Raw genomic sequence first — 26,084 nt, 5'->3', positions numbered from 1 at the left:
ACCGCCGTCCGATCAGTTCCCGTGCGGGTCGCGGGCGTTCAACGTCGCCACGACCTGCTCGTAGTCGCCGCGCGCCTCGCCGTAGCGCAGGAACTTCACGTTCTCGACCTGGATCTCCCGTGCGTCGGGCTGCGACTCGATGATCTCCATGACCTCGGAGACGAAGTCGTCGAGCGGCATGGCGAAGTCGCTGGACTCCTGGCCGGGCATGAGGGCGGTGCGCACCGACGGGGGCTCGAGCTCCTGCACGGCGACGCTCGTCCCGGCGAGCTGCAGCCGCACCGACTCGCTGAGCATGTGGATGGCCGCCTTCGTGGCGTTGTACGTCGGAGTCACCCGCAGCGGCGCGAACGCGAGACCCGACGACACGGTCATGATCGTCGCATCCGGTCGGGTGACGAGATGGTCGATGAAGGCGGCGATCAGGCGGATCGGTCCGAGCAGGTTCGTCGTCACGATGGATTCCGCCGTCTCCAGGAAGCCGCTCGATGTCGTCCAGTCCTCGGCGCGCATGATGCCCGCCATCGTGATCAGCACGTTGAGGTCGGGGTGCGCGGCGAGCACCTGCGCGGCTGCCGAGCGGATGCTGTCGGCATCCGTCGTGTCGATCTGCACCGTGTCGATGCCCCGGTTCTCCGCGGCGATCCGCTCCAGCAGCTCGCCGCGTCGTCCGCCGACGATGACCGTGTTGCCGCGCTCGGCGAACCGCTGTGCGAGGGAGAGGCCGATGCCGCTCGTCGCTCCGGGGATGAAGATGGTGTTTCCGCTGATGTCCATGAGTCCAACTCTGCGCGGATCCCGAACGCCGCTCCAGGGACCGGTCATCCAGGGATCCGGGGTCCCTGGATGGCCTCGTCCACCGCGCGCGATACTGAGGAGGTGGACAGAGATGCGCTCGCGGACTTCCTCCTTGCGCGCCGCGCGCAGCTGCGGCCCGGCGATGTGGGGCTGAGCGCCGGGCCACGACGACGCACCCCGGGACTGCGCCGCGAAGAGGTGGCGCAGCTCGCCGCCATGTCGACCGACTACTACACCCGTCTCGAGCAGCGGCGTGGGCCGCAGCCGAGCGTGCAGATCCTCGCCGCGCTGGCGCGGGCACTGCGACTCAGTCCCGACGAGCGCGACTACCTGCATCGGGTGAGCGGGCACAGTGCGCCCGACCGGGCGATGTTCATCGACTACGTGCACCCCGGGATGCTGAGGATCCTCGACCGGCTCAGCGACACTCCTGCCTTCATCGTCTCGGTGCTCGACGAGGTCCTCGTGCAGAACGATGCGGCGAAGGCCCTGCTCGGGGACGCGAGCGCTCTGGAAGGGCTGGAGCGCAGCGGAATCTACCGCTGGTTCACCGATGTCGACGAAGAGCGCAGCCGATACCCGGAGGCGGATCATGACCACCGCAGTCGCGTGCTCGTCGCCTCGCTGCGCGCCGCCTACGGCGCGCTCGGGGAGAAGTCGCGCGCCGGGGAGATCGTGAGTGCACTGCGCGCGCAGAGCCCGGAGTTCGCCGCCCTGTGGGAGGTGCACGAGGTCCGTCGGCGGTTCGACGACCACAAGGTGCTCATCCACCCCGACATCGGCGAGATCGAGGTCGACTGCCAGGCGCTCTTCACCGAGGACGAGTCGCAGACGCTGGTCGTGCTGACGGCCGCGCCCGGGTCGGAGTCGGCGAGCAAGCTGGAGCTGCTCCGCGTGTTGGGCACCCAGCGGGTCTGATCTCGTCCCGCCGCGTCAGGACTCCTCGTGCGTGCGGGGGTCCGCGTCGAACAGGCGGCCGTCGGCACGGCCCAGCGCGGTGATCGCCTCAACCTCCGCCTCGTCCAGGACGACCTCGCCGGCGGCGAGGTTCGACCGCTGGTGATCGAGCGACGACGCCTTCGGAATCGCCACGGTCTCGCGCGCCACGTGCCAGGCGAGCACCGTCTGCGCCGCCGTGATGCCGTGCGCGGCGGCGACCTCGGCGACGACCGACTCATCGAGCAGTTCCTTCGCGCGTCCGAGCGGACTCCACGCCTCGGTGAGGATGCCGTGCTCGCGGTGGTAGGCGAGCTGCTCCGTCTGCGGGAAGTACGGGTGCACCTCGATCTGGTTCACGACGGGGCGCACACCCGTCTCGCGCTCGATGCGCTCGAGGTGCTCCGGCAGGAAGTTCGAGACGCCGATCTGCCGCACGACACCGCGCTGCTGTGCGTCGACGAGCGCCTCCCAGGCCTGCACATACTCGTCCTGGCTCGGGTTCGGCCAGTGGATGAGGTGCAGGTCGGTCGAGTCGAGGCCGAGACGCGAGCGACTCTCCTCGATGCTCGCGACCGCTTTCACACGGGCGTGGTGTCGGCCGGGGAGCTTGGTCGTGACGATGAGGTCGGCGCGGTCGACGTCGGACTGTCGGACTCCTCGGCCGACCGACCCCTCGTTCTCGTAGTTGAACGCGGAGTCGAGGAGTCGGTAGCCGGCGCCGATCGCGGTGGCCACGGCATCCGCCCCGGCGTCGCCGTTGAGCGCATAGGTGCCGAGCCCGAGGGCAGGCAGGGTGAAGCCGTTGTGGGCGGTGAACTGGGGGAGAGCGGTCATGACGTCAGCGTACGCTGGAGCGGTGACGGGAGCGGAGACCATGGCGCCGGATGACGGCAGCGGGCAGGATACGCTCCGGTGCCCGTGCGGCTCGGGCGATCTGTTCCGCTCCTGCTGCGGACCCCTGCTGGACGGAGCACCCGCGCCGACGGCCGAACGGCTCATGCGGTCGCGCTACACCGCGTTCGCGCGCGGCGACGTGCGCCATCTGCAGGCGACCTGGCATCCCTCGACACGCCCGGCCACGATCGATGTCGACGACGGTCTCGTGTGGCGGCGGCTCGCGATCCTCGATCGGGTGGCCGGCGGCCCGTTCGACCGTGAGGGCGTCGTCGAGTTCGCGGCCTCGTGGCAGCAGGGAACCGAGCGCGGCGTGCTGCGGGAGCGCAGCCGGTTCGTCCGCGAGGGCCGCAGCTGGCTCTACGTCGACGGCGACGTGTCGTGAGGCGCGCACTGCGGAGTCCGCTCGTCCGACCCACCGAGTAGATTTGAGAGCGTGAACGCCAGCCCCGAGCACCAGCGCATCCTTCTCGACATCGCCGACCTCGACCGCCGCATCGCTCAGGCCGAGCGAGCGCGCACCAAGCCCACGCAGGCGGCTCGTATCTCCGAGCTCGTCGCGATCCGTCAGGAGCAGCTGCGCGAGCTGACCGCCCTGACGGGAACGCGCGACGATGTGCGCACCGAGCTGAAGCGGATCGAGTCGGATGTCGCGCTGGTCGAGCAGCGGCGCGCGCGCGATGCCCAGCGCCTGGCCGCCGCCACGAATCCCAAGGAGGCACAGGCCCTCGAGCACGAGATCGCCAGCCTCGCGCGTCGGCAGAGCGACCTCGAAGACGCTCAGCTCGACGTGATGGGGCGGGTCGAAGACGCCGATGCCGCCGTGGCAGCCCAGCAGGCGCTGCTCGACACGACGACGACGGAGGGCACCGCTCTCACTGCACAGGCGAAGGCCGATGTCGCCGCCGCGACCGACCTCGGAGCACAGCTCGCCCGCGACCGCGAGGCCGTCGCCGCGACCGTCCCCGCGCCGCTGCTCGCCGAGTACACGCGCCGCGCCGCGAACAGCGCGGGAGCGGCTCTGCTCACTCGGGGAACCTGCGAGGGGTGTCGTATCGTGCTGCCCGGCACCGACCTGGCCGAGATCCGTCGTGCCGCCGAGGATGCCGTGGTCTCGTGCCCCGAGTGCGGCTGCATCCTCGTTCGTACCGAGGAATCCGGCCTGTGACACCCGCGCCGCGAGCGCGCCGGACGTGACCTCGCGGCGGACCCCGGAGCGCCGGATCGCCCTGGAGCGCGAGAGCGCCGGCGGCTGGACGGCGGTCGAGCTCGACGACGCGACGCAGGAGCAGCAGCGCCATCGCCTCGCCGAGGATGCCGTGGCCGACTGGGTCATGGAACAGGAGCGCGACGGCGCTCCACGGTGGATCATTCGCAGCGCCCGAGAGGTCTACCCCTCGCTGCTCGCGATGGGGGCACGACTCACGCGTACGCACGACCTGCTGCTGTGCCACGCGATCCTTCGCGACACCGATCGGGTCGCACGGCCCCTCGCCCCGTCGCCGGACTGGGTGCGACAGGATCCCGTCGTCGACGACGCTCCGTCGCTGTTCGACGTTCTGGAGCGCCCGTCAACCGGCGACCCTGTCGGTGGGCTGCTCGATCAGTATCGCCTGCAGCGCCGAGTGATCGACTCCTCGGCGGACGGTCGGCTCGCCCTCCTCACCTCCGCTGAATCGGCCGGCGGGCTCATCGCGGAGGAGATGCGCGCCGCGGGACTCCCGTGGAGCGAGGAGATCCACCATCGGATCCTCGTCGAGACGCTCGGCACCCGCCCGATCGCGGGCGGGCAGCCGAGCGTCATGCTCGCCGAGGCAGAGCGCGTCCGCAGCATCCTGGGTGACCCCGGGCTCAACCTCGACAGTCAGCCGAAGCTCCTGCGTGCGCTCCACCGGGTGGGAGTGAATGTCGAGTCGACGGGGCGTTGGGAGCTCGCGCGTCATGACCATCCGGTAATCGGCCCGCTCCTGGCGTACAAGAAGCTCGCTCGGCTGCTCAGCGCCAACGGGTGGGCCTGGCTCGCCGAATGGGTGCACGACGGGCGCTTCCGTCCCGTGTACATCCCCGGCGGTGTCGTCACCGGACGCTGGGCGTCGGCCGGTGGCGGGGCGCTGCAGATCCCCCGCAACCTGCGCCGCGCGGTGCGTGCCGACGACGGGTGGCGGCTTGTCGTGGCCGACGTTGCACAGCTGGAACCCCGTATGCTCGCGGCGATGGCCGGCGATCGGGCCATGGCGCGCGCGGCGCAGGGCGCTGATCTCTATGCGGGCGTCGTGGCGACAGGCGCCGTGGGCACGCGCGAGGAGGCCAAGTACGCGGTCCTCGGGGCGATGTACGGAGCGACGACCGGTGACAGCGGCCGTCTTGTACCGCGGCTCCGCAAGGTGTATCCGCGGGCGATGGCCCTCGTCGACGAGGCGGCCAGGGTCGGCGAGGACGGCGGGGTCGTGTCGACCTGGCTGGGCAGATCGTCGCCCCGGCCGTCGACCGAGTGGTCGCGGATGCAGGCGAGGGCGACGGATGCCGACGCTGAGCCGACGGACGTGAGCGTCGCGCGCCGGCGCGCACGGGATTGGGGCCGCTTCACCCGCAACTTCGTCGTGCAGGGCACGGCCGCGGAGTGGTCGCTCATCTGGCTCGCCGAGATCCGTCATCGTCTGCAGCAGTTCCCCGAGGCGGAGCGACCAGCCCCGGCATCCGGCGTCTTCCGCACCCGCGCCCACCTCGCGTTCTTCCTGCACGACGAGGTCATCCTCCACGTCCCCATGGAGCAGGCGGATGCGGCGGCGGATGCCGTGCGCGAGGCGGCGGCCGTCGCGACGCGTCGCTTGTTCGGCGATTTCCCGATCGACGTCCCGCTGGATCTGCGCATCGCGGAGTCGGCGGAGAAGTAGCGCCCGCGTAGACTGGAAGACGCGAATGGGTCGACTGGACGGTCGCGTGGCGGGAGACCGCACCGAGGAACGTCCGGGCTTCACAGGGCAGGACGGTGGGTAACGCCCACCCGGAGTGATCCGCGAGACAGTGCCACAGAGAGCAGACCGCCCCCGACCGCGAGGTCCGGGGGTAAGGGTGAAAGGGTGGTGTAAGAGACCACCGGGGGCCATGGTGACGTGGCCCGCCAGGTAAACCTCGTCCGGAGCAAGGTCAGACAGAGGATGATGACGCGGCCCGCCGAGTCCTCGGGTAGACCGCTAGAGTGCCACGGCAACGTGTCGCCGAGAGAGATGGCCGTCGAAGGGGCGAAGAACCCCGGAACAGAACCCGGCGTACAGGTCGGCCCATTCGCCTCAGACACGACGAAGGCCCCGCTGATCCAGCGGGGCCTTCGTCATTCTCGGGAGCTTGTCGTCGCCGCCGCGGGGATCAGTCGCCGGCCAGCGAGGCGGCGCCGATGATGCCCGAGTTGTTGCGGTGGATCGCGGGGACGATGGGGGTCTTGAGGTCGAGCAGCGGCAGGAAGTCGCCGGCGTTCTTCGAGACGCCGCCGCCGACCACGAACAGGTCGGGGCTGAACAGGAACTCGATGTGCGAGTAGAACTTCTGCAGACGCTCGGCCCACTCGGCCCACGAGAGGTTCTCGCGCTCGCGCGCCGACGTCGCGGCGTAGGTCTCGACCGACTCGTACTCGCCGAAGTTCAGGTGTCCGAGCTCGGTGTTGGGCAGCAGCACGCCGTCGTACAGGAAGGCGGATCCGATGCCGGTGCCCAGCGTGGTCAGCAGTGTGAAGCCGCGCACGTCGCGGGCGGCACCGTGACGCGCCTCGGCGACGCCCGCGGCATCCGCGTCGTTGACGAAGACGATGTTGCGGCCGAGGCCGTCGCGGAAGAAGCGCTCGGCGTCGAAGTCGATCCACTTCTTCGAGACGTTGGCGGCGGACAGGGTCTTGCCGCGCTTGACGATCGCCGGGAAGGCCACACCGAGCGGGAGGGTCGATTCGTGCACGTCGAGCGTCTTCAGAACCGTCTGAACGGCGAGCAGCACGTCCTCCGGAGCCGCGCCCTCGGGTGTGGGCACACGCACACGCTCCGAGGCCATAGTGCCGTGCTCGAGGTCGACGATGCCTGCCTTGATACCCGTGCCGCCGATGTCGACGCCGATCGCTTTCACCATGGTCGATAGCTTAGCGACCGCGCTCTGCGCCAGTAGGATCGATGACACCACGTGATGAAGGGGATCGGCCATGTCGAACGGCGATGAGAAGTACTGGTACAACCTGGAGACTCGACAGGTCGAGTTCGGCATGATCTCGCCGTCTGCCGATCGCGTCGGCCCGTTCGACACCGAGGCCGAGGCCGCTCGCGCCCCCGAGAAGCTCCAGGAGCGCGCGCGTGCGTGGGCCGACGAGGAGGCCGCGGAAGACGGCTGGGACGCCGGCATCGGCAAGAGCTCCGCAGAGTGACGATGGACAAGCAGAGGGACTTCGTCCTCCGGACGATCGAGGAGCGCGGCGTCAAGTTCGTGCGTCTGTGGTTCACCGATGTCATCGGCACGCTGAAGTCGGTGGCCATCGCGCCGGCAGAGGTCGAAGGGGCTTTCGCCGAGGGCATCGGCTTCGACGGATCCGCCATCGAGGGACTGACGCGTAGCTACGAATCCGACCTGCTCGCGCAGCCCGACCCCACGACGTTCCAGACCCTGCCGTGGCGCGGCGAGATCGACCCGACCGCGCGCATGTTCTGCGACATCACGACTCCCGACGGGCGTCCGGCGGTGTCCGACCCCCGCCACGTGCTCAAGCGCACGCTCGCGAAGGCCGCCGACGCCGGGTTCACGTTCTACACGCACCCCGAGATCGAGTTCTACCTCCTGAAGTCCTCGAACTTCGGACCGGAGGGACCGGTGCCGGTCGACTCGGCCGGCTACTTCGACAACGTGCCTGGTGGCACGGCGCACGACTTCCGCCGTCGCTCGGTGCGGATGCTGGAGGACCTCGGCATCTCGGTCGAGTTCAGCCACCACGAGGGCGGACCCGGCCAGAACGAGATCGACCTGCGCTACGCGGATGCGCTCACCATGGCCGACAACGTGATGACCTTCCGCACGGTCATCAAGGAGGTGGCCATCGAGCAGGGCGTCTACGCGACCTTCATGCCGAAGCCGCTCAGCGGCCACCCCGGCAGCGGCATGCACACGCACATGTCGCTGTTCGAGGGCGAGCGGAACGCTTTCTATGAAGAGGGCGCGAAGTACCAGCTCTCCAAGACGGGGCGCCACTTCATCGCCGGTCTGCTGCGCCACGCCAACGAGATGGCGGCGGTCACGAATCAGTTCGTGAACTCGTACAAGCGCCTCTGGGGCGGCGACGAGGCGCCGAGCTTCGTCACCTGGGGTCACAACAACCGCTCGGCCCTCGTGCGTGTGCCGATGTACAAGCCCAACAAGGGCGGGTCTTCGCGCGTCGAGTACCGTGCCCTCGACTCCGCGGCGAATCCGTACCTCGCCTACGCCCTCATGCTCGCCGCCGGACTCAAGGGCATCGAGGAGGAGTACGACCTCCCGCCCGAGGCCGAGGACAACGTGTGGTCGCTCAGCGACGCCGAACGGCGCGCCCTGGGGTACGCGGCGCTGCCCGCGAGCCTCGACCACGCCCTCGAGTACATGGAGAGCTCCGAGCTCGTCGCCGAGACGCTCGGCGAGTCCGTCTTCAACTACGTGCTGCTCAACAAGCGCAAGGAGTGGGAGGCCTACCGCGGGCAGGTCACGCCGCTGGAGCTGAAGAACAACCTCGAGCTCCTCTGACCGTCGCATGGCCCGCTCGCACGACTCCGTCTCGCTCTCTGCACTGGCGAGGCTCGGGTTCGCGGAGCTGAGCGAGGCGGCTGCGAACCTCGAGGAGCTGGCAGGGCTCCTGGGGATCGATCGCGCCGGCCTGCTCGACGGCGCCGTCGCGGCGGATCCTGATGCGGCGGTGGAGGGGATGCTGCGCGTGGCACGCCGAGACCCGGCACCGCTGCGCGCGCTCCTCGGCGATGCGGCGGCCCGAGATCGGTTGTGGCGGGTCTTCGGGGCCTCGCAGGGGTTCGCCGACTTCTTCTTCCGCCACCCCGAGCAGCTCTCCGTCCTCGCCGAGGGCGTGCCGACGCTGCCCTCGTCCGACGAGCTGCGCGAGCGGCTGCTCGGGGCCGTCGACGCGCACGACGGCTTCGCCTCGTCGGGGGAGGATGCCGCGATCGTCGCCCTGCGGATCGCCTACCGGCGCAACCTCGCCGCGATCGCCGCGTTCGATCTCACCGCGCACAATCCGGTGATGGTGGTCGGCGAGGTCGCTGCGGCTCTCGCCGACCTCGCGGGGGCGGCGTTGGAGGCCTCTCTCGCCGTGGCGCGGCGACGGGTATCCGACGCCTCCGGCGAGGAGCACGTCGCATCCACGCAGCTCGCGATCATCGGCATGGGCAAGGCGGGCGCGCGAGAGCTCAACTACGTCAGCGACGTCGATGTGATCTTCGTCGGCGGCACCTCGGATGAGGAGGTCGTCGCGGAGTCGCGGGCCATCGACATCGCCACGCGCCTGGCGCGCGAGACGATGCGCGGGCTCAGCGGCATCGAGGTCGAGCCGCCGCTGTGGGAGGTGGATGCCGCGCTGCGCCCCGAGGGCAAGCAGGGGGCTCTGGTGCGCTCGCTCGCCTCGCACGTGGCGTACTACGACCGCTGGGCGAAGAGCTGGGAGTTCCAGGCGCTGCTCAAGGCCCGGCCGCTCGCCGGCGATGCACAGCTCGGCGCCGACTACGTCGCTGCACTGCAGCCCAAGGTATTCTCCAGCGCTGCCCGCGAGAACTTCGTCGACAGCGTGCAGCGCATGCGCGAGCGGGTCATGGAGCACATCGACCCCGACGACGTTCCGTACCAGATCAAGCTCGGCGCAGGCGGCCTCCGAGACATCGAGTTCACCGTGCAGCTCCTGCAGCTCGTGCACGGACTCACCGATCCCCGGCTGCGGACGAGGGGCACCCTCGAGACGGTCGACGCTCTCGTTGACGGCGGCTACATCGGACGAGCGGATGCCGGGACCTTCGCCGACGACTACCGCATCCTGCGTCTCATGGAGCACCGCCTGCAGCTGCGCGAGCTCAGCCGCACGCACCTCATGCCCCGTACTGCCGCCGGTCTGCGGATTCTCGCGCGCAGTTCGGGGCTCGCCGACTCCGGCGAGGCGATCTGGGCGCGGTGGGAGAGCGTGCGCCGCGAGGTGCGCGACATCCACACGCGGCTGTTCTATCGGCCGCTCCTCAGCGCGGTCGCCGCGTTGCCCGAAGACGAGCGCACGCTGTCGACGGAGCAGGCGCACGACCGGCTCATGGCCATCGGCTTCCGAGACCCCGCCGGCGCGCTGCGCCACATCGGTGCACTGACCACCGGGCTCAGCCGGAAGGCGACCATTCAGCGGCACCTCATGCCGATCATGGTGCGGTGGTTCGCCGACGGCAGCGATCCCGACTACGCGCTGCTCTCGTTCCGTCGCATCAGCGAGAGGCTCGGCGACACACCCTGGTTCCTCCGAATGCTGCGCGACTCCTCCGGCGCCGCGGAGAGTCTCACCCGGCTGCTGTCGTCGTCGCGCTACGTCGGAGACCTGATGGAATGGATCCCGGAGTCGGTCGCGTGGCTCGACAGCAGCGATCTCCTGCGGCCGCGCAGCGGTGCGGCGCTCGACGACGAGGCCAGGGCGATCCAGACGCGGCACCGCGACATCGGCGATGCGCTGCAGGCAGTCCGCGCGCTGCGGCGCAGGGAGCTCCTGCGCACGGCCATGGGCGGCGTGCTCGACGTGCTCTCGATCCAGGAGGTCGCCACGTCGCTGACCGAGATCACCGACGCGACGATCCAGGCCGCGCTGAGGGCGGTGCGTCGAGAGATCGTGCCGCCGGAGGACGACGCGCTCGACTTCGCCGTGATCGGCATGGGACGGTTCGGCGGCGCCGAGCTCGGGTTCGGATCCGACGCCGACATCCTCTACGTCTACGACGCGAACGGTGTGGAGCCGCAGCGAGCCCAGACACTCGCCACACGCATCGTCGCGGGACTCCGCGAGCACCTGACCGACCATCGCGTGCCGCTCGACCTCGACGCGGGCCTGCGACCGGAGGGGCGCAACGGCCCTCTCGTGCGCACGCTCCAGGCGTATGCCGAGTACTACCGGCGCTGGTCGTTGTCGTGGGAGGCGCAGGCGCTGCTGCGCGCCCGCGGGGTGGCGGGAAGCGCGACGCTGATCGAGAAGTTCACAGAGCTCGCCGACAGCATCCGCTATCCGGCTTCCGTCGATCTGCAGGGTGCGCGGGAGATCAAGCGAATCAAGGCGCGGGTCGAGGGGGAGCGCCTCCCGCAGGGGGTCGACCCGCGGCGTCACCTGAAGCTCGGCCCAGGGACGCTCAGCGACGTGGAGTGGCTCGTGCAGCTGGTCCAGCTCCAGCACGCTCACGAGGTGCCCGCGCTGCGGACGACGTCGACGATCGCCGCGCTGGATGCCGCGGTCGAGGCGGGCTACGTGCCGCAGGACTCCGCCGAGCTGCTGCGAGCCGCGTGGCTCCTCTCCAGCCGGCTGCGGTCGGCGATCACCCTCTACACGGGCAGGACGAGCGATGTGCTGCCGACCGACCCCCGTGACCTCGATGCGATCGGACGGCTGCTCGGGTACCCGGATCGCTCGGCCAGCGTCATGGAGGACGACTACCTCGGTGTGACACGCCGCGCGCGACGCGCGTTCGAGCAGCTGTTCTACGGTTGACCGCCCGTCGAGTTGCCAAGCGGCCGGGATTGGAACAGGCTGACCTCATGGCGATCTCGAAGCTCGGTGTGATCTGGAACCCCTCGAAGCCGGGCGGGGACCAGCTGCGGTCCGCCGTGGAGGACGTGTTCGGCGACGCCGACGGGACCGAGGTCGAGTGGTGGGAGACCACCCTCGAGGACCCGGGCCGCGGACAGGCGGCGGACGCCGTCGCGGCCGGGTGCGATGTCGTGGTGGCCGCGGGCGGCGATGGCACCGTGCGCGCGGTGGCCGAGGGGCTCGCAGGCACCGATGCCGCGCTCGGCATCGTGCCGCGCGGGACGGGAAACCTGCTCGCGCGCAATCTGTCGATTCCGCTCAACGACCCGTCGGCCGCGCTCATCCGGGTGCGCGACGGCGAGGAGAAGAAGATCGACATCGGCTGGGTCGACGTCGACGGGGAGGAGCACGCGTTCGTCGTCATGGTCGGGTTCGGGATTGACGCGCAGATGCTCGTCGAGACCGATGAGGACCTGAAGGATCGGGCGGGGTGGCTCGCCTACGTCGAGGCGATGGGACGCGCACTCGCCGGCACGGAGATGACCGACATCGCGCTCTCGCTCGACGACGGCGAAGTACAGGAGCTGCGCGGTCACACGATGCTCATCGGCAACTGCGGCATGGTGCAGGGCGGCATCCGCCTGCTTCCCGACGCCGTGCTCGACGACGGACAGCTGGACATGCTCCTCGTGAGTGCGGAGGGCGCGCTGCAGTGGCTCGACACCGTGCGTTCGGTTGTCTGGGAGAACGGCATCCGCCGTATCTTCGGCGCGGTCGACGAGGCCGTCAGCACCAATTCCACGACCCATGTCGCCGCCGAGCGGATCTCGGTCGAGCTGTCCTCGCCTCAGATCTTCGAGATCGACGGTGAAGAGGTCGGCGAGGTCTCCCGCTTCAGCGTGCGGGTGCAGCCGGCGGCGATCAGCGTTCGCTGAGAGTTCCCGGCGGCACGACCTTCGCGTCCTGCGTCGGGAACACGACCTTCTGCACGATGATGATGATGCTCGCCGCGACCGGGATGGCGACGAGGGCGCCGAGGATCCCGCCGAGCGCTCCACCTGCGACCGCGGCGATGACGACGAGGGCGCCTGGCACAGCGACGGCCTTGTTCATGATGCGAGGGGACAGGACGTACGCCTCGATCTGCATGTACACCAGGTAGTAGATGAATGCGATCAGCGCCGTGATGGGGCTCACGATCAGGCAGATCAGCGAGTTGATGATGGACGCCGACAGCGTGCCGACGAGGGGGATCATCGAGCCGATGAAGGCGATGAGGGCCAGCAGTGCGGGGACGGGAGCTCCGATGATGGTCAGCATGATCAGGCTCAGGATGCCGTTGATCAGCGCGAGGCTCGCCTGGCCCATCACGTAGCGTCCGACGGCCCCGGACACGTCTTCGAGCAGACCGCTGAACGTCTCGCGCTGGTATGCGGGCACGAAGCGCGCGGAGACCTTCTTCATGCTGCGCAGCGACGCCATGAAGTAGAGCGTGAGGATGAGGACGATGGTGACGCCGGTGAATCCGCCTGCGATGCCGGCGCCGACCGCGAAGACGCCGCCGGAGATGTTGAGGATGTTGCCGGGGTCCTGGATGAAGCTCAGGACGCCCTGGGCCGCGTCGTCGAAGGTCGAGCCGAACTGCTCGCTGATGCTCTTGAACCAATCGCTGGCCATGAAGTCCTGGACCATCTTCGGCCCGTCCTTGATGAGGTTCGAGATCTGCTCCACGAGGATCGGCACGATCGCGAGCAGGATGCCGGCGAAGGCCAGGACGACCACCGAGACGACGATCGCGACGGCGGCCGGTCGGGGGAGCTTCCGTTCGATCCAGGTGACGATCGGGTCGAGACCGAGGGCGAGGAAGATGGCCACGCCGATGTAGACGAGCACGGTGGCGAGTTGATCGACGATGCCGCCGAGCACGAGGGCGACGAGCACTCCGAGTGCGCCCAGCAGCCCGTACATGAACGGATTGATCCGAGCGATCGCCGCCGCCGCCGTCTTCGGCTGGTTCATCAGCTCTTCCGTGGCCGCGGTCTGCGCCTTGATCGTCTTCCGACGCATGATGCCCCCTCTGTTGTTGCCGACCTCTCAGTTGACCATCGCCGCGGATGCCGGTCAAGCAGGGCACGCCGACTGGCGTCCGGGCACTCTCCGGTGCTATGCGGGATGTCGGTGCCCCGTGGCAGGGTCGATGAATGGAGACGCTGAGACTCCGGCCGTGGTCGGACGACGATCTGCCGCTGCTGCGTGACGCGAACACTCCCGAGATGACCGCGCACCTGAACGGTCCGGAGAGCGAACAGCAGGTCCGCGACCGCCACCGTCGATACCTCGGTCTCGACCCCGCGGAGGCGAAGATGTTCGTCGTGCTCGACCCGCAGGGCACCGAGGTCGGTGCGATCGGGTACTGGACCGTCTCGTGGCGAGACGAGCGGGCGTTCGAGACCGGCTGGTTCGTGCTCCCGGAGGCGCAGGGGAGGGGCATCGCTTCGCGCGCGCTCGCGCTGCTGATCGAGGACGCACGGGCACACCCCGCGGGCTTGCGCCATCTCGTCGCCTTCCCTGGTGTCGGGAACGCCGCGTCGAACGGCGTCTGCCGTCGCGCGGGGTTCGAGCTCGTGGGGTCGTCAGCGGGAGAGTTCCGCGGATTCCAGCTGCAGTCGCACGAGTGGGCGCTCGACCTGCATCCGCAGTCTGCGAGGCTGGAGTCATGACGCCGAGACCGGATCCGCTCGCCTACGACCTCGACGCGCTGCGCGCTCGGCTGGTGCCGGAGACCGGCGGAGCGGTCGATCGGAGCATCCCGGAGCTCGCCCGCGCCGACCCCTCTCTCGTCGCGCTGTCGATCGTGACGCTCGACGGCGCGACGAACGCGAGCGATGGCTCCGACGTGCAGGTGAGCATCCAATCCGCCGTGAAGCCGTTTCTCTTCGCCCTCGCGCTGCAGGACACCGGGGGAGACGCACTCGACCGGGTGGGCATCGAGCCGACCGGCGAGGCCTTCGACGCGATCAAGCTCGAGAGCGGCACCGGAAGGCCGCCGAATCCGATGGTGAACGCCGGCGCACTCCTGACAGCGTCTCTCGTCGACGGCGCGGATGCCGAAGCACGGAGCGCACGCATTCTCAGCGGGCTCTCCGCCTTCGCCGGACGAGACCTCGAGGCGGACGCCGACGTCGCGGAGAACGAACACCTTCTCGGCGATCGCAACCACGCGCTGGCCCATCTCATGCGCGCGGAGGACACGCTGGCGGTCAGCGCTGACGACGCGGTCGCGGTGTACGCGCGGGCGTGCGCGACGCTGGTCGACGCGCGCGACCTCGCCTTGATGGGCGCGACGCTCGCTGCGGGTGGGCGGAACCCCGTCACGGGTGTCGAGGTCGTCTCCCGTGACGTCGCCCGCGATGTGATCTCGGTGATGGCGACGTGTGGCGTGTACGACGGCTCAGGGCGGTGGATGCGGCAGGTCGGGGTCCCCGCGAAGTCCGGAGTCTCCGGTGTGATCGTGCTGTCGGCGCCGGGGCGCCTCGGAGCAGCGGTCATCAGCCCGCCGCTCGACGACCAGGGGACGAGCGTGCGAGGTCACATCGCCAGCGAGATCCTCAGCGCCGACCTCGACCTGCACTCCTTCCGAACCGGTTCCGTGTGAGCCGAACTTCCTGCTGAGCACACGGAGGCGCCGGAATGCGAACGAGAAGAGCCCGCCTCCGGCGCGATGCCGGAGGCGGGCTCCTCGGTACTGATCGGGATCAGACGCCGTAGTACAGCTCGAACTCGAACGGGTGCGGGCGCTGGGCCATCGGCAGGATCTCGTTCTCGTACTTGTACGAGATCCAGGTCTCGATGAGCTCCTCGGTGAAGACGCCGCCCTCCAGGAGGAAGGCGTGGTCGGCGCGGAGCGCCTCGAGGGAGTCCAGCAGCGAGTTCGGCACCTGCGGGATGTTCTTGGCCTCCTCGGGGGGAAGCTCGTACAGGTCCTTGTCGACGGGCTCGTGCGGCTCGATGCGGTTCTTGATCCCGTCGAGGCCGGCCATGAGCTGCGCGGCGAACGCGAGGTACGGGTTGCCGGAGGCGTCCGGCGCGCGGAACTCGATGCGCTTGGCCTTCGGGTTGGAGCCCGTGATCGGGATGCGGATCGCGGCCGAGCGGTTACCGGCCGAGTAGACCAGGTTGACCGGCGCCTCGAAGCCCTTCACCAGACGGTGGTAGCTGTTGAGGGTCGGGTTCGTGAAGGCCAGCAGGGCCGGCGCGTGAGCCAGGATGCCGCCGATGTACCAGCGCGCGACGTCGCTGAGCTGACCGTAGCCGGCCTCGTCGTAGAACAGCGGCTTGCCGTCGTTCCACAGCGACTGGTGCGTGTGCATGCCAGACCCGTTGTCGCCGAACAGCGGCTTCGGCATGAAGGTCGCGGTCTTGCCCCAGAGGTCCGCGGTGTTCTTGACGATGTACTTGAACTTCAGGATGTCGTCGGCCGCGTGCACCATGGTGTCGAAGCGGTAGTTGATCTCCTGCTGACCGGCGGTGCCGACCTCGTGGTGCGAGCGCTCGAGGATGAAGCCGGCGTCGATGAGCTTGAGCGTGATGTCGTCGCGCAGGTCGGCCGTCTTGTCCACGGGCGAGACGGGGAAGTAACCGCCCTTGTACGGGGTCTTGTTGCCGAGGTTGCCGCCCTCTTCTTCGCGACCGGTGTTCCACGCCGCCTCTTCGGAGTCGACCTTGTAGAAGCTCTCGCCCGCGGTCACGGAGTAGCGGACCTCGTCGAAGATGTAGAACTCGGCCTCGGGAGCGAAGTACGCGGTGTCGGCGATGCCGGTCGACGCGAGGTACTTCTCGGCATTCTTGGCGACCTGACGCGGGTCCTTCGTGTAGATCTCACCCGTGCGCGGGTTGTAGATGTCGAAGATCATGACGAGCGTGCTCGCCTCGCGGAAGGGGTCGACGTACGCGGTCGTCACGTCAGGGATGAGCTGCATGTCGGATTCGTGGATGTTCGCGAAACCGCGGATCGACGAGCCGTCGAAGAGCTGTCCGTTGGTGAAGAAGTCCTCGTCCACCGTGGAGGCGGGGATGTTGAAGTGCTGCTGCACACCCGGGAGGTCGGTGAAGCGGATGTCGAGGAACTTGACCTCGTTCTCCTTGATGTAGGCGAGAACCTCGGACGAATCTTTGAACATGGACGACTCCTGGATTGCGGATCGATGGCTTACGGCCATTCTGCACAGTACGGCTGGGGCGTTTCCCGGGAGTATCGGCTTTGTTTCGGGGATGTTACGCGCCGGTAGGCTGGAGACGTGACGGATGCTGTGAACACGTACCCCGGAGAGAGACTCGGATTGCCGAACACCGGGACCGGCAGCATCGCCCGTCCAGGGCGCCGGATCGGGGCGCTCGTGATCGACTACGTCGCGGCGACGATCATCGCCACCGCGTTCCTCGGGTACGACCAGTTCGCGCTCCCGTCCGAGGCGGGGCTGTCGCAGTTCGGACCGATCGCCGTGTTCGCCGTGCTGCAGATCCTGTTCATCCCGACCGCGGGCGGGAGTCCGGGTCACCGCATCCTCGGAATGCGGGTCGTCCGCCTGCACGGCGGGTGGGTCGGCCTCTGGCGACCCATCGTCCGGACCCTGTTGCTCGTGGTCGTCATCCCCGCAGTCATCTGGGATTCGGATCAGCGGGGTCTCCACGACAAGCTCTCGGGGCTCGTCCTCATCCGCGCCTGAGCCGGGTCACTCCCTGCCGCGATTACGGCGGCGCGCTTCACGAGGCGCGCGTCCGCCGACGAACGAGCGGGCGGGATCGACGACGTAGCCCTGCTTGAGGGCCTCTCGCCCGATCAGCATCCGGAAACCCATCTCGTCGCGGTTGCTCAACGTGACCTCGGCCAGCACCTCGCGGTCGTAGAGGCGGATGAGCAGCTCGACGACGAAGCGGTCCTGCGCGTGGCCCGAGGAGCTGCGCACCGCCCGGCGGTCGTGCACGGGGGACTCGACGTCCACGGCATCCTCCTGGCTGTCCTGCCAGGGCTTCACGCGGAAGCGCACCCATGCTGCGCCGTCACGCTCGAACTCATGGATGTCGAAGGCGTGCAACGACGAGGTCCGCGCACCTGTATCGATCTTCGCCTTGATCCAGTCGACTCCGAGATCGGGCAGGCTCACCCATTCTCGCCACCCGATAAGAGTGTTTGAATGGGATGACTTACTCACCCGACCATCCTGGCAGGAAATCCCCCGTGAAGATCGCAGTGCTCTCCCGTGCGCCCCAGGCGTACTCCACGCAACGACTGCGTGCCGCCGCTCTCCAGCGCGGGCACAACGTGAAGGTGTTGAATACGCTGCGCTTCGCGATCGATCTCACCTCAGAGGATCCGGACCTCCACTACCGGGGTCGCCAGCTCAGCGACTACGACGCGATCCTGCCTCGCATCGGCAACTCGATCACGTACTTCGGCACGGCCGTGGTGCGGCAATTCGAGCAGATGGACGTGTACACCCCGAACACCGCGAACGGCATCTCCAGCGCGCGTGACAAGCTCCGTGCGAACCAGATCCTGTCCCGACACAACATCGCTATGCCGCCGACCGCATTCGTGCGCAATAGGGCTGACGTGCGGCCGGCGATCGAGCGCGTCGGGGGAGCACCCGTCGTCATCAAGCTGCTCGAGGGCACCCAGGGCATCGGCGTGATCCTCGCGCCCCAGGTCAAGGTGGCCGAGGCGATCATCGAGACCCTCCACTCGACGAAGCAGAACGTGCTGATCCAGAAGTTCATCTCGGAGAGCCGCGGACGAGACATCCGCGCCCTCGTCGTCGGAGACCGCGTCGTCGCGGCGATGCGTCGCTCCGCCGCAGGAGACGAGTTCCGCTCGAACGTGCACCGCGGGGGATCGGTGGAGGCGATCGAGCTCGACCCGGTGTACGAGCGCGCCGCGGTCCGCTCCGCCCAGATCATGGGCCTGCGCGTCGCGGGCGTCGACATGCTCGAGGGCGACGAGGGACCGCTGGTGATGGAGGTCAACTCGTCTCCGGGGCTGCAGGGCATCGAGACCGCGACCAAGCTCGATGTCGCCGGTGCGATCATCGACTACATCGCCGGTCAGGTCGCCTTCCCCGAGATCGACGTCCGTCAGCGGCTCACCGTCTCGACGGGCTATGGTGTCGCCGAGCTCATGGTGCACAACGCGGCCGGTCTCGTCGGCAAGACGCTCGGTGAGGCCGGGCTGTGGGAGCGGGACATCACGGTCCTCACCCTGCATCGCGGCGTCTCGGTGATCCCCAACCCGCGCAAGCACGTGGTCTTGGAGGCGGACGACCGCCTGTTCTGCTTCGGCAAGCTCGACGAGATGCGGTCGATGATCCCGGAACGGCGTCGGCGCCGGGCCAAGGTGCGGAAGCTGCCGCGGCAGCCGCTGTCGGAGTGACAGACAGAAGCGCGGCCGTCCTCCTCGGGAGAACGGCCGCGCTTCGTCGTGTACGGGTGGGTCAACGCGGACGCTGCGCGCGAACCTTGGTCGGGTCGATGCCCTTCGGAATAGGCAGCGAGGAGATCGACTGCGACACCGAGTCGATGCGCTTGATGACGGCGGCCATCGTGGCCTTGTCGATGGCCTTGGGCAGCTTCTTGATGGTCTTGGCGAGATGGGCGATCGCGACGTCGTCGTCGCCGTGTCCGACGTAGAGCACGGTCACCGGCACGCCGTGGGCGACACGGGCGGCCTTGCTGCGTTCGTCGTTCACCAGACGCGTGAGGCGCCCGCGGGCACCCTCGCCGATCACGACGACGCCGCCGCGGCCGACGGCGCGGTAGACGGCGTCCTGGGTCTTGGGGTTGATGCCCACCGGGGTGTCGGAACCCTGCCAGCTGCGACCGAGGCTCGTGCTGATCACGTGACCGGTCGCACCGGGCATGCCGTCGATCTTCTGGTACATGGCAGAGGTCGACAGCCGCGTCATGAGGAACATGGCGCCGAGAACACCGAGCATCAAGCCCGAGATGCCCCAGAGGATGAGGGTCCACACCTGGAACGGCGGGATCAGGTAACCGACGATGAGGCCGATCAGCACACCGGCGATGAGCACGCCGATCTGCGCCCAGGGAAGCCAGGGGTACACCTCGCGGGTGAACCGGAAGAGCGACTTGATCTGAGAGAAGAAGCCGGGGCGCTTCTCGGGCGCGGACGATCGGTTTGCCATGGGTACAAGAATACCGATTCCCGGATGCCGTCATGTCGGCGTTCGCGGGAGGCGGACCGTCCGCACACCTCTTCTGCACAACGCGCGAACCGAGGGTGATTCGTGCACAGGCGCCTCTTTCGCGGCCAACGCGCGTGCGAATGCGCTGTCATGGGGGCATGGAGGCCCAGCAGGAGATCACTCGACGCGATCCGCAGCTCGTCCCCGGTGCGCACCGGGTCGTGCGGCGGTTGTCGGCGGAGGAGGGACCGTATCCCGGAACGCTGGTCACCCGTGGGGGCGGTGTGGCGGTGCTGCGGGATGTCGACGAGGTCAGCGGCTGGGACGGCTGGCGGCACGCGGGAGACCGCCATGTCGTCGGCCCACTCGACCTCGTGCGTCGTGTCGACGGACACGACGTGCTGCTGCCGTGGTGCACGGAGCGGGTCGCGGGCTTCATCGGGCAGCGCGGGCTGGGGGAGCCCGCGCTGTCCGCCGGCGAGGTCGGCACTCTCGTCGTCAGCCTGCTGCGAGGCATCGACGAGTTGATCCGGTCGGGCACGCTCGGGTCCGGTGGAGAATGGTGGCTCACGGACGAGGGATGTCCGACTTTCGTGATCGGAGCGGGGAGCCGATCCGATGCCCGAGCCGCGGCGGCGGATCTCGTCGCGGTGCTGGAGGACGGGCGGACAGACCGTGCCCAGCGGCGGTTGCTGGGGGCGATCCGCGAAGGCCTGCGTGCGACTCTGCAGCGGCCGGATGTTCCGCGACGCCAGCTCCTCGGATGGGAAGCCGAGCTTCTGGAGATCGCCGCGCCGCGACCCTTGCTGCAGATCGAGCATCGCGCGGAGGCGCAGGAGAGCGACGTCGCGAGTGGAGTTCGCGACCTCCTCGTGTCGCCGCCGGCACGACCGGCGCGGATCCGATCACGGGGCCGCGCGGATCGGTCCACACGGACGCGAGGCGGCGCCTCGAGTTCGGCTGTCGTTTCGGGCTCGTTCGTCGTGTCGCTCGTCCGCCGCTCGGTGGAACGGGTGTCGGAGATGGGGGCCCGTCTCGGGCGGCGCATGATCGAGAGGCGGCGGATGCAAGGGGAGCACGCACGTCCGCGGGCTGGTGTCGAGAACGCACGCGCCGGCCGCGGGCGACGTGTGCCGAAGATCGTCGTCGGACTCGGAGCCGCCGCACTCGTCCTCGCCGGAGGAGCGCTCTGGCCAGGGGGAGCGACGGGCGAGCCGACGGAGGCGCGGCCGGCCTCGACCACCCCGGGCGAGGTCGGTGACGATGCGGTGGGGACGGCGAGGACGGCGGAGGCGAGCCCGTCCCCGCAGCCGGACGAGGGCCCTGGAGTCGCCGAGCCCTCCGCAGAACCTCGGGAGGAGGATCCTGTCTCCGCGGCGCCCCGGTTGATCGGGACGATCGATGAGTGCGTCGATTCCGGCGATGGCGGGTGTCGTGACGCGGTCGCGGCTGGATCGGTGGGCGTCGTCGAAGCGCTGGGCTCCGCCCGCGGGCGAGGCACGGAGTCCGAGTTCACCCTGCTCGACGTCTATGGCGATATCGCGGTGATCCGGATGACGAGTCCTCTCGCTGAGGACGCGGACGGGCCAGGCGCGCTTGTCCTGGTGCTCGTGAAGACCGAAGAGAAATGGCTGGTCCGCGACGTCTACGACGCCGCGGACCAGCCGGAGTGAGGTGTTCGGATCAGGCGCCGAGCTGAGCGGCGAACTGTGCCGACTCGAGACGCGCCTTCACTGCGCCGAGGAAGCGGGCGGCGTCGGCACCGTCGATGATGCGGTGGTCGTACGACAGCGCCAGGTACACGTACGAGCGGATCGCGATCGCGTCGCTGCCGCCGACCTTGACCAGGCCCGGACGCTTGACGACCGTGCCGGTGCCGAGGATCGCCGACTGCGGCAGGAACACGACGGGAGTGTCGAACAGCGCGCCGCGCGAACCGGTGTTGGTCAGCGTGAACGTGCCGCCGGCGAGCTCGTCGGGCTTCAGCTTGTTGTCGCGCGTGCGCGCAGCCAGGTCGGCGATCTCGTGAGCGATCTCGGCGATGTTCTTCGTCGCGGCGTCACGCAGGACCGGAGTCAGCAGCCCGCGCTCGGTGTCGACGGCGATCGAGAGGTTCTCGGTCGCCGGGTAGGTGATCTGGTCACCGTCGACCGTGGCGTTCACGATCGGGAACGCCTGCAGGGCCTCGGCGGCTGCGAGGGCGAAGAACGGCAGGAACGACAGCTTGTCGCCCGTCTTCTCCAGGAAAGACGCCTTGACGCTGTCGCGGTACTCCGCGAGAGCGGTCACATCGACCTCGACCACCGTGGTGAGCTGCGCGGTCGACTGCATCGACTCCACGGCGCGCTGGGCGAGCACCTTACGCAGACGCGACATCGGCTGCGTGGTGCCGCGGAGCGGCGACACCTCGAGCGGGGCGGGCGCAGCGGGGGCGGCGGCCCCGGCGGGGGCCGACGATGCGGACTCCGCGGCCTTCAGAACGTCTTCCTTGCGGATGCGTCCTCCGACACCGGTGCCCTTGACGCTCGCGAGATCGACGCCCTGCTGGGAGGCGAGACGGCGGACGAGCGGCGTGACGTAGAGGTTGTCGCTCTCGGTCGGGAGCGAGAGCTTCGGCGCGGAGGCCTCAGCCGAGGGCGCCTGGGTGGACGAGGTCGCGGGTGCTGCCTCCTCCTTGGCCGCCTCGGCCGGAGCCTGAACGGGAGCCTCAGCGGCGGGACGCTCGGCCGGCTTCTCGACGGGAGTCTCGGACACGGAGGCCGTGGCGGTCGGAGCCTCCGAGGGCTGAGCGGCCTGCGGTGCCGCCGGAGCGGACTCGGCCGGGGCGGGCGCGGCCCCGGAGCCGACGCGGGCGAGCACGGCGCCGACGGCGACGGTCTCGTCTTCCGCGGCGACGATCTCCTGCAGCACGCCGGCGACCGGCGACGGGATCTCGGTGTCGACCTTGTCGGTCGAGATCTCGAGCAGAGCCTCGTCGACCTCGACGTTGTCGCCGACCTGCTTGAGCCAGCGCGTCACAGTTCCCTCGGTCACGCTCTCGCCGAGCTCGGGGAGGACGATGTCCTTCGCGTCTCCTGCGGGCGTGGCGGCCGGAGCAGCTTCAGCGGACGCGGCCTCGGCCGCGGGGGCCTCGGCCTGCGCGCCGACGCTCGCGTCGGCGGGTTCGGGCGTCGTCTCAGCGGCGGGTGCCGCGGTCTCAGGGGCGTCGGCGGCCGGTGCGGAGCTGCTGCCGTCGCCGATGCGCGCGAGCAGTGCACCCACCTCGACGGTCTCGTCCTCGGCGACGAGGATCTCCTCGATCACGCCGGTGACGGGGGAGGGGATCTCGGTGTCGACCTTGTCGGTCGAGATCTCGAGCAGGCCCTCATCCGCCTGCACGGTGTCTCCCACCTGCTTGAGCCAGCGGGTGACCGTACCCTCTGTGACGCTCTCACCGAGAGCGGGGAGGACCACGGATGTGCTCATGACGGAGTCTCCTTTAGAAGTTGTATGACGCTTGTCTAGCTTAGTGACCTGCGCGGCCCTTGGTGGTCCGCGCGGCCGGTGTGGGGGTCAGAGAGCGTGCAGCGGCTTCCCGGCCAGGGCCAGGAATGCCTCGCCGAGCGCTTCGCTCTGGGTCGGGTGGGCGTGGATGAGCGGTGCGATGTCCTCGGGGTGCGCCTCCCACGCGACGGCCAGCTGACCCTCGGTGATGAGCTCGCCCACGCGGTCGCCGAGGAGGTGCACGCCGAGCACGGGACCGTCCTTGAGGCGCACGACCTTCACGAGTCCGCCGGTTCCGATGATCTCGCTCTTGCCGTTGCCTGCGAGGTTGTACTCGTAGGCGGAGACGGCATCCGCTCCGTGCTCCGCGACCGCGGCCTCCTCCGTGATGCCCACCGAGGCGACCTCGGGGCTCGAGTAGGTGACCTTGGGGATCTGGGAGTCGGGGATGTTCGCGGGGGAGAGCCCCGCGATGCGCTCGGCGACCGCGATGCCCTGCTGGAAGCCGCGGTGCGCGAGCTGCAGCCCTGGCACGATGTCGCCGACAGCCCATACGCCGGGGACACCCGTGCGGAGGTCCTGGTCGACCGTCACGAAGCCGCGATCCAGCGTGATGCCCGCCTCCTCGAAGCCGAGGTCGGACGTCACCGGTCCACGCCCGACAGCGACGAGCAGGTAATCGGCGGTGAACTCGGTGCCGTCCTCGAGGGTCACCGTGACGGAATCGTCGGTCTGCGCGGCGCTCTGGAACCGCACCCCGAGCGAATAGCGGATGCCGCGACGGCGGAAGGCGCGCTCGAGCCCCTTGCTCATCGCGATGTCCTCGTTCGGCACCAGGTGCGGAAGAGCCTCGATGATCGTGACGTCGACGCCGAACGAGCGCCACACGCTCGCGAACTCGACGCCGATGACGCCTCCGCCGAGCACCAGAACGCGCTCGGGGATGACGTCGAGCGACAGGGCCTGCTCGCTCGTCAGGATCCGTCCGCCGATCTCGAGTCCCGGGAGCGTGCGGCTGTACGAGCCGGTGGCCAGTACGACGTCGGCGCCGACGTAGACGTCGTCGCCGACGCTCACCGAGCGGTCGGCGTTGAGCCGACCGAGACCCGCGACCGTCGTGATGCCGCGTGCCTTCACGAGCCCCTCCAGGCCCTTGTACTTCTTGGCGACGATGCCCTCGCGGTAGGCGCGGACGCCCGCCGGGTCGATGTTCTCGAGCGTCGCGGTGATGCCGACGTGCGCGGCGTCGCGGACGTGCTCGGCGACTTCGGCGGCGTGCAGCAGCGCCTTGGTGGGGATGCAGCCCCGATGCAGGCAGGTGCCACCGACCTTGTCCTTCTCGATGAGAGCGACGGTCTTGCCGAGCTCGCTCGCTCGGAGTGCTGCGGCGTAGCCGCCGCTGCCTCCGCCCAGGACGACGATGTCGAAGGTGTGGGTTGTCATGCGGTCATGCCTCCGTGTGGGATGCGTCGGCGAAGGCGACGATCGATCGGACCATCGCCCCCGTTGGGCCCTTCTCGGTGAAGCCGTATGGGGCTCCGCCGTGCTCGCCGGAGCCGGCGATGTCGAGATGCACCCAGGGGATGCGGGGTGCGTCGTCCTCGTCCGAGACCCGACCGACGAAACGGCGCAGGAAGAGTCCGGCGTAGGACGCGCCGCCCATGCGATCGCCCATGTTGGCGTTCTGCATGTCGGCGATGGGGGAGTCGAGCGAGTCCTCCATGTAGTCGGGGAGCGGCATGTGCCACGCGAGCTCGTCGACGGCGTCGGCCGCGGCGAGCAGTTCCGCCACGGCGTCGTCGTCTCCGAACACGCCGGTGTGCCGGTGCCCGAGGGCCATGACGATCGCGCCGGTGAGGGTGGCGACGTCGATGATGACGTCGGGGTTCTCACGGCTCGCTGCGACGAGACCGTCGGCCATCACGAGCCGGCCCTCGGCATCCGTGTTCGGGACCTCGACGGTCGTGCCGTCGAGCATGCGCAGGACATCGCCGGGGCGCAGCGCCCGCCCTGACGGCATGTTGTCGGTGATGCACAGCCAGGCCGTGACACGAACGGGCAGCCCGAGCGTCGCGATCGCGCGCAGCGCGGCGAGGCTCGTTGCGGCCCCGGCCATGTCGAACTTCATGCCGACCATCGACGCGGCCGGCTTGAGCGAGAGACCGCCGGTGTCAAACGTGATGCCCTTGCCGACCAGCGCGATGTGACGCGTCGCATCCGCCGGGGCGTAGTCGAGCCGCACGAGACGCGGCGGGCGGTCCGACCCCTGCGCCACTCCGAGGATGCCGCCGAAGCCCTGTTCGGTCAGTGCGACCTCGTCGAGGATCTCGACCGTCACGTCGAGGTCGGCGACGCTGTCGGCCGCGCTCCGAGCGAGCTGTGCGGGGCTCTGCCACTCCGCGGGGACGTTGACGAGGTCCTTGACGAGTGCTACAGCATCCCCGACCGCGACGGCCTTCGCGACGGCGTCGTCGTCGAGCTCCGCGTGCAGCAGCACGGAAGACGCTCGGCTCCTGCCCTTGTCCGACTTATAGCTGTCGAAGCGGTATCCGCCGAGCACGGCGCCCTCTGCGGCGGCGTGCGCGTGCTGCTCGACGCCGGGGGCGAGTCCGACCGATACGGTCTCGAATCCGGTGAGGCTGCGCAGCGCCGTGCCGACCGCGTTGCGCACGGCTGCCGCATCCGCTTCGGATCCGACTCCGACGACCGCGAAGGGGAGCGCGGTGACCTCCGGTGCGTAGACCCTGGCGAACGCGGAAGCGGATCCGGTGAATCCGACCCCCTTGAGAGCGTCGGCGAGACCGGGGAACGCGGCGAGTTCTTCGCCGGATTCGGTGATCTCGGGGATGACGAGCACTGCGGCGTCTGCAGCGCTTCCGGGGAACTGATCTGTTGTGCGCGTGAGCGCGGGAAGCGTCATGACTCCATCCTAGGAGCGTGGTCGGCCGCCGTCGTGATCGGCGTGTTCGCTCTGAGCATGACGCGCTCAGCCCTGCCGTCCGCGGCTG

At 69.2% G+C, this 26,084-nt stretch carries 23 protein-coding genes and 1 other RNA gene; 14 read left to right on the top strand and 10 right to left on the bottom strand.

Features of this window, described 5'->3' with window-relative positions; genetic code table 11:
- Window positions 1-12: 12 nt before the first annotated feature.
- Window positions 13-777: an SDR family oxidoreductase gene (locus AUC47_RS12050; protein WP_096715423.1), complete on the bottom strand. Its 765-nt coding sequence runs from the start codon at window positions 775-777 to the stop codon at window positions 13-15.
- 102 nt (window positions 778-879) lie between these two features.
- On the opposite strand from AUC47_RS12050, the gene AUC47_RS12045 reads away from it, so the two are divergent.
- Entirely contained in the window at window positions 880-1,716 is an 837-nt protein-coding gene (locus AUC47_RS12045) for a helix-turn-helix transcriptional regulator (protein WP_096715738.1), read from the top strand.
- A 15-nt stretch (window positions 1,717-1,731) separates the two neighbouring features.
- On the opposite strand, the gene AUC47_RS12040 is transcribed toward AUC47_RS12045, so the two are convergent.
- Window positions 1,732-2,571, bottom strand: coding sequence for an aldo/keto reductase (locus AUC47_RS12040; RefSeq protein ID WP_096715737.1), 840 nt, complete (start codon window positions 2,569-2,571; stop codon window positions 1,732-1,734).
- Window positions 2,572-2,611: 40 nt separating this feature from the next.
- Between AUC47_RS12040 and AUC47_RS12035 the strand changes: the two genes are divergently transcribed.
- From AUC47_RS12035 to rnpB, 4 genes are all read left to right on the top strand, one after another.
- On the top strand, window positions 2,612-3,016 hold the full coding sequence (locus AUC47_RS12035) for a YchJ family protein (RefSeq protein WP_096715422.1): 405 nt from the start codon (window positions 2,612-2,614) through the stop codon (window positions 3,014-3,016).
- A 51-nt stretch (window positions 3,017-3,067) separates the two neighbouring features.
- A complete protein-coding gene (locus AUC47_RS12030) occupies window positions 3,068-3,799 on the top strand; it encodes a zinc ribbon domain-containing protein (RefSeq protein WP_096715421.1) in 732 nt (243 codons plus the stop codon).
- 25 nt (window positions 3,800-3,824) lie between these two features.
- Window positions 3,825-5,525: a bifunctional 3'-5' exonuclease/DNA polymerase gene (locus AUC47_RS12025; protein ID WP_256999565.1), complete on the top strand. Its 1,701-nt coding sequence runs from the start codon at window positions 3,825-3,827 to the stop codon at window positions 5,523-5,525.
- A gap of 26 nt (window positions 5,526-5,551) precedes the next feature.
- Window positions 5,552-5,919, top strand: an RNA gene (gene rnpB, locus AUC47_RS12020) — RNase P RNA component class A.
- A gap of 78 nt (window positions 5,920-5,997) precedes the next feature.
- On the opposite strand, the gene ppgK is transcribed toward rnpB, so the two are convergent.
- Window positions 5,998-6,744: a polyphosphate--glucose phosphotransferase gene (ppgK, locus tag AUC47_RS12015; RefSeq protein ID WP_096715419.1), complete on the bottom strand. Its 747-nt coding sequence runs from the start codon at window positions 6,742-6,744 to the stop codon at window positions 5,998-6,000.
- 70 nt (window positions 6,745-6,814) lie between these two features.
- Here ppgK and AUC47_RS12010 point away from each other — a divergent pair, with 70 nt between their 5' ends.
- From AUC47_RS12010 to AUC47_RS11995, 4 genes are read left to right on the top strand one after another with little or no spacing between them, the layout of a single operon-like run.
- Window positions 6,815-7,033, top strand: a complete 219-nt coding sequence (locus tag AUC47_RS12010; protein WP_096715418.1) for a hypothetical protein — start codon at window positions 6,815-6,817, stop codon at window positions 7,031-7,033.
- A gap of 2 nt (window positions 7,034-7,035) precedes the next feature.
- Window positions 7,036-8,373 carry a type I glutamate--ammonia ligase gene (glnA, locus tag AUC47_RS12005; protein WP_096715417.1) on the top strand — a complete coding sequence of 446 codons (1,338 nt, stop codon included), beginning with the start codon at window positions 7,036-7,038 and terminating at the stop codon, window positions 8,371-8,373.
- 7 nt (window positions 8,374-8,380) lie between these two features.
- Entirely contained in the window at window positions 8,381-11,356 is a 2,976-nt protein-coding gene (locus AUC47_RS12000; protein WP_096715416.1) for a bifunctional [glutamine synthetase] adenylyltransferase/[glutamine synthetase]-adenylyl-L-tyrosine phosphorylase, read from the top strand.
- Window positions 11,357-11,403: 47 nt separating this feature from the next.
- Window positions 11,404-12,330 (top strand): diacylglycerol/lipid kinase family protein, encoded by a 927-nt coding sequence (locus AUC47_RS11995; RefSeq protein WP_096715415.1) that lies wholly within the window; start codon window positions 11,404-11,406, stop codon window positions 12,328-12,330.
- On the opposite strand, the gene AUC47_RS11990 is transcribed toward AUC47_RS11995, so the two are convergent.
- Entirely contained in the window at window positions 12,317-13,462 is a 1,146-nt protein-coding gene (locus AUC47_RS11990; protein WP_096715414.1) for an AI-2E family transporter, read from the bottom strand. The two genes, AUC47_RS11995 and AUC47_RS11990, sit on opposite strands and share 14 nt — an antisense overlap.
- A gap of 134 nt (window positions 13,463-13,596) precedes the next feature.
- Between AUC47_RS11990 and AUC47_RS11985 the strand changes: the two genes are divergently transcribed.
- Window positions 13,597-14,115 carry a GNAT family N-acetyltransferase gene (locus AUC47_RS11985; protein ID WP_096715413.1) on the top strand — a complete coding sequence of 173 codons (519 nt, stop codon included), beginning with the start codon at window positions 13,597-13,599 and terminating at the stop codon, window positions 14,113-14,115.
- Window positions 14,112-15,050, top strand: coding sequence for a glutaminase A (gene glsA, locus AUC47_RS11980; protein WP_096715412.1), 939 nt, complete (start codon window positions 14,112-14,114; stop codon window positions 15,048-15,050). Before AUC47_RS11985 ends, glsA begins: the two co-directional genes overlap by 4 nt.
- A gap of 100 nt (window positions 15,051-15,150) precedes the next feature.
- Here glsA and glnA (AUC47_RS11975) read toward each other — a convergent pair whose 3' ends face one another.
- Window positions 15,151-16,575: a type I glutamate--ammonia ligase gene (gene glnA, locus AUC47_RS11975; protein WP_096715411.1), complete on the bottom strand. Its 1,425-nt coding sequence runs from the start codon at window positions 16,573-16,575 to the stop codon at window positions 15,151-15,153.
- Between the two features lie 117 nt (window positions 16,576-16,692).
- Between glnA (AUC47_RS11975) and AUC47_RS11970 the strand changes: the two genes are divergently transcribed.
- A complete protein-coding gene (locus AUC47_RS11970; RefSeq protein ID WP_256999564.1) occupies window positions 16,693-17,121 on the top strand; it encodes an RDD family protein in 429 nt (142 codons plus the stop codon).
- A gap of 6 nt (window positions 17,122-17,127) precedes the next feature.
- On the opposite strand, the gene AUC47_RS11965 is transcribed toward AUC47_RS11970, so the two are convergent.
- Window positions 17,128-17,607, bottom strand: a complete 480-nt coding sequence (locus AUC47_RS11965) for an ATP-dependent zinc protease family protein (protein ID WP_096715410.1) — start codon at window positions 17,605-17,607, stop codon at window positions 17,128-17,130.
- A 26-nt stretch (window positions 17,608-17,633) separates the two neighbouring features.
- On the opposite strand from AUC47_RS11965, the gene AUC47_RS11960 reads away from it, so the two are divergent.
- Window positions 17,634-18,821 (top strand): RimK family alpha-L-glutamate ligase, encoded by a 1,188-nt coding sequence (locus AUC47_RS11960; protein ID WP_096715409.1) that lies wholly within the window; start codon window positions 17,634-17,636, stop codon window positions 18,819-18,821.
- A gap of 61 nt (window positions 18,822-18,882) precedes the next feature.
- Here AUC47_RS11960 and AUC47_RS11955 read toward each other — a convergent pair whose 3' ends face one another.
- Window positions 18,883-19,593 (bottom strand): DUF4191 family protein, encoded by a 711-nt coding sequence (locus AUC47_RS11955; RefSeq protein ID WP_096715408.1) that lies wholly within the window; start codon window positions 19,591-19,593, stop codon window positions 18,883-18,885.
- A gap of 158 nt (window positions 19,594-19,751) precedes the next feature.
- Between AUC47_RS11955 and AUC47_RS11950 the strand changes: the two genes are divergently transcribed.
- Entirely contained in the window at window positions 19,752-21,266 is a 1,515-nt protein-coding gene (locus AUC47_RS11950) for a hypothetical protein (protein WP_096715407.1), read from the top strand.
- Window positions 21,267-21,276: 10 nt separating this feature from the next.
- On the opposite strand, the gene sucB is transcribed toward AUC47_RS11950, so the two are convergent.
- The 3 genes from sucB to AUC47_RS11935 form a co-directional block, all read right to left on the bottom strand.
- Window positions 21,277-23,058 (bottom strand): 2-oxoglutarate dehydrogenase, E2 component, dihydrolipoamide succinyltransferase, encoded by a 1,782-nt coding sequence (gene sucB, locus AUC47_RS11945; protein ID WP_096715406.1) that lies wholly within the window; start codon window positions 23,056-23,058, stop codon window positions 21,277-21,279.
- Window positions 23,059-23,145: 87 nt separating this feature from the next.
- The gene (gene lpdA / locus AUC47_RS11940; protein WP_096715405.1) at window positions 23,146-24,519 is read right to left on the bottom strand and encodes a dihydrolipoyl dehydrogenase; all 1,374 of its coding nucleotides are present in this window, start codon (window positions 24,517-24,519) and stop codon (window positions 23,146-23,148) included.
- Window positions 24,520-24,523: 4 nt separating this feature from the next.
- Window positions 24,524-25,996 carry a leucyl aminopeptidase gene (locus AUC47_RS11935; protein WP_096715404.1) on the bottom strand — a complete coding sequence of 491 codons (1,473 nt, stop codon included), beginning with the start codon at window positions 25,994-25,996 and terminating at the stop codon, window positions 24,524-24,526.
- Between the last annotated feature and the right edge of the window lie 88 nt (window positions 25,997-26,084).

Source organism: Microbacterium sp. SZ1, from assembly GCF_002362255.1.
Taxonomy (GTDB): Bacteria; Actinomycetota; Actinomycetes; order Actinomycetales; family Microbacteriaceae; genus Microbacterium.
This window is presented reverse-complemented; position numbering and strand designations above follow the sequence as displayed.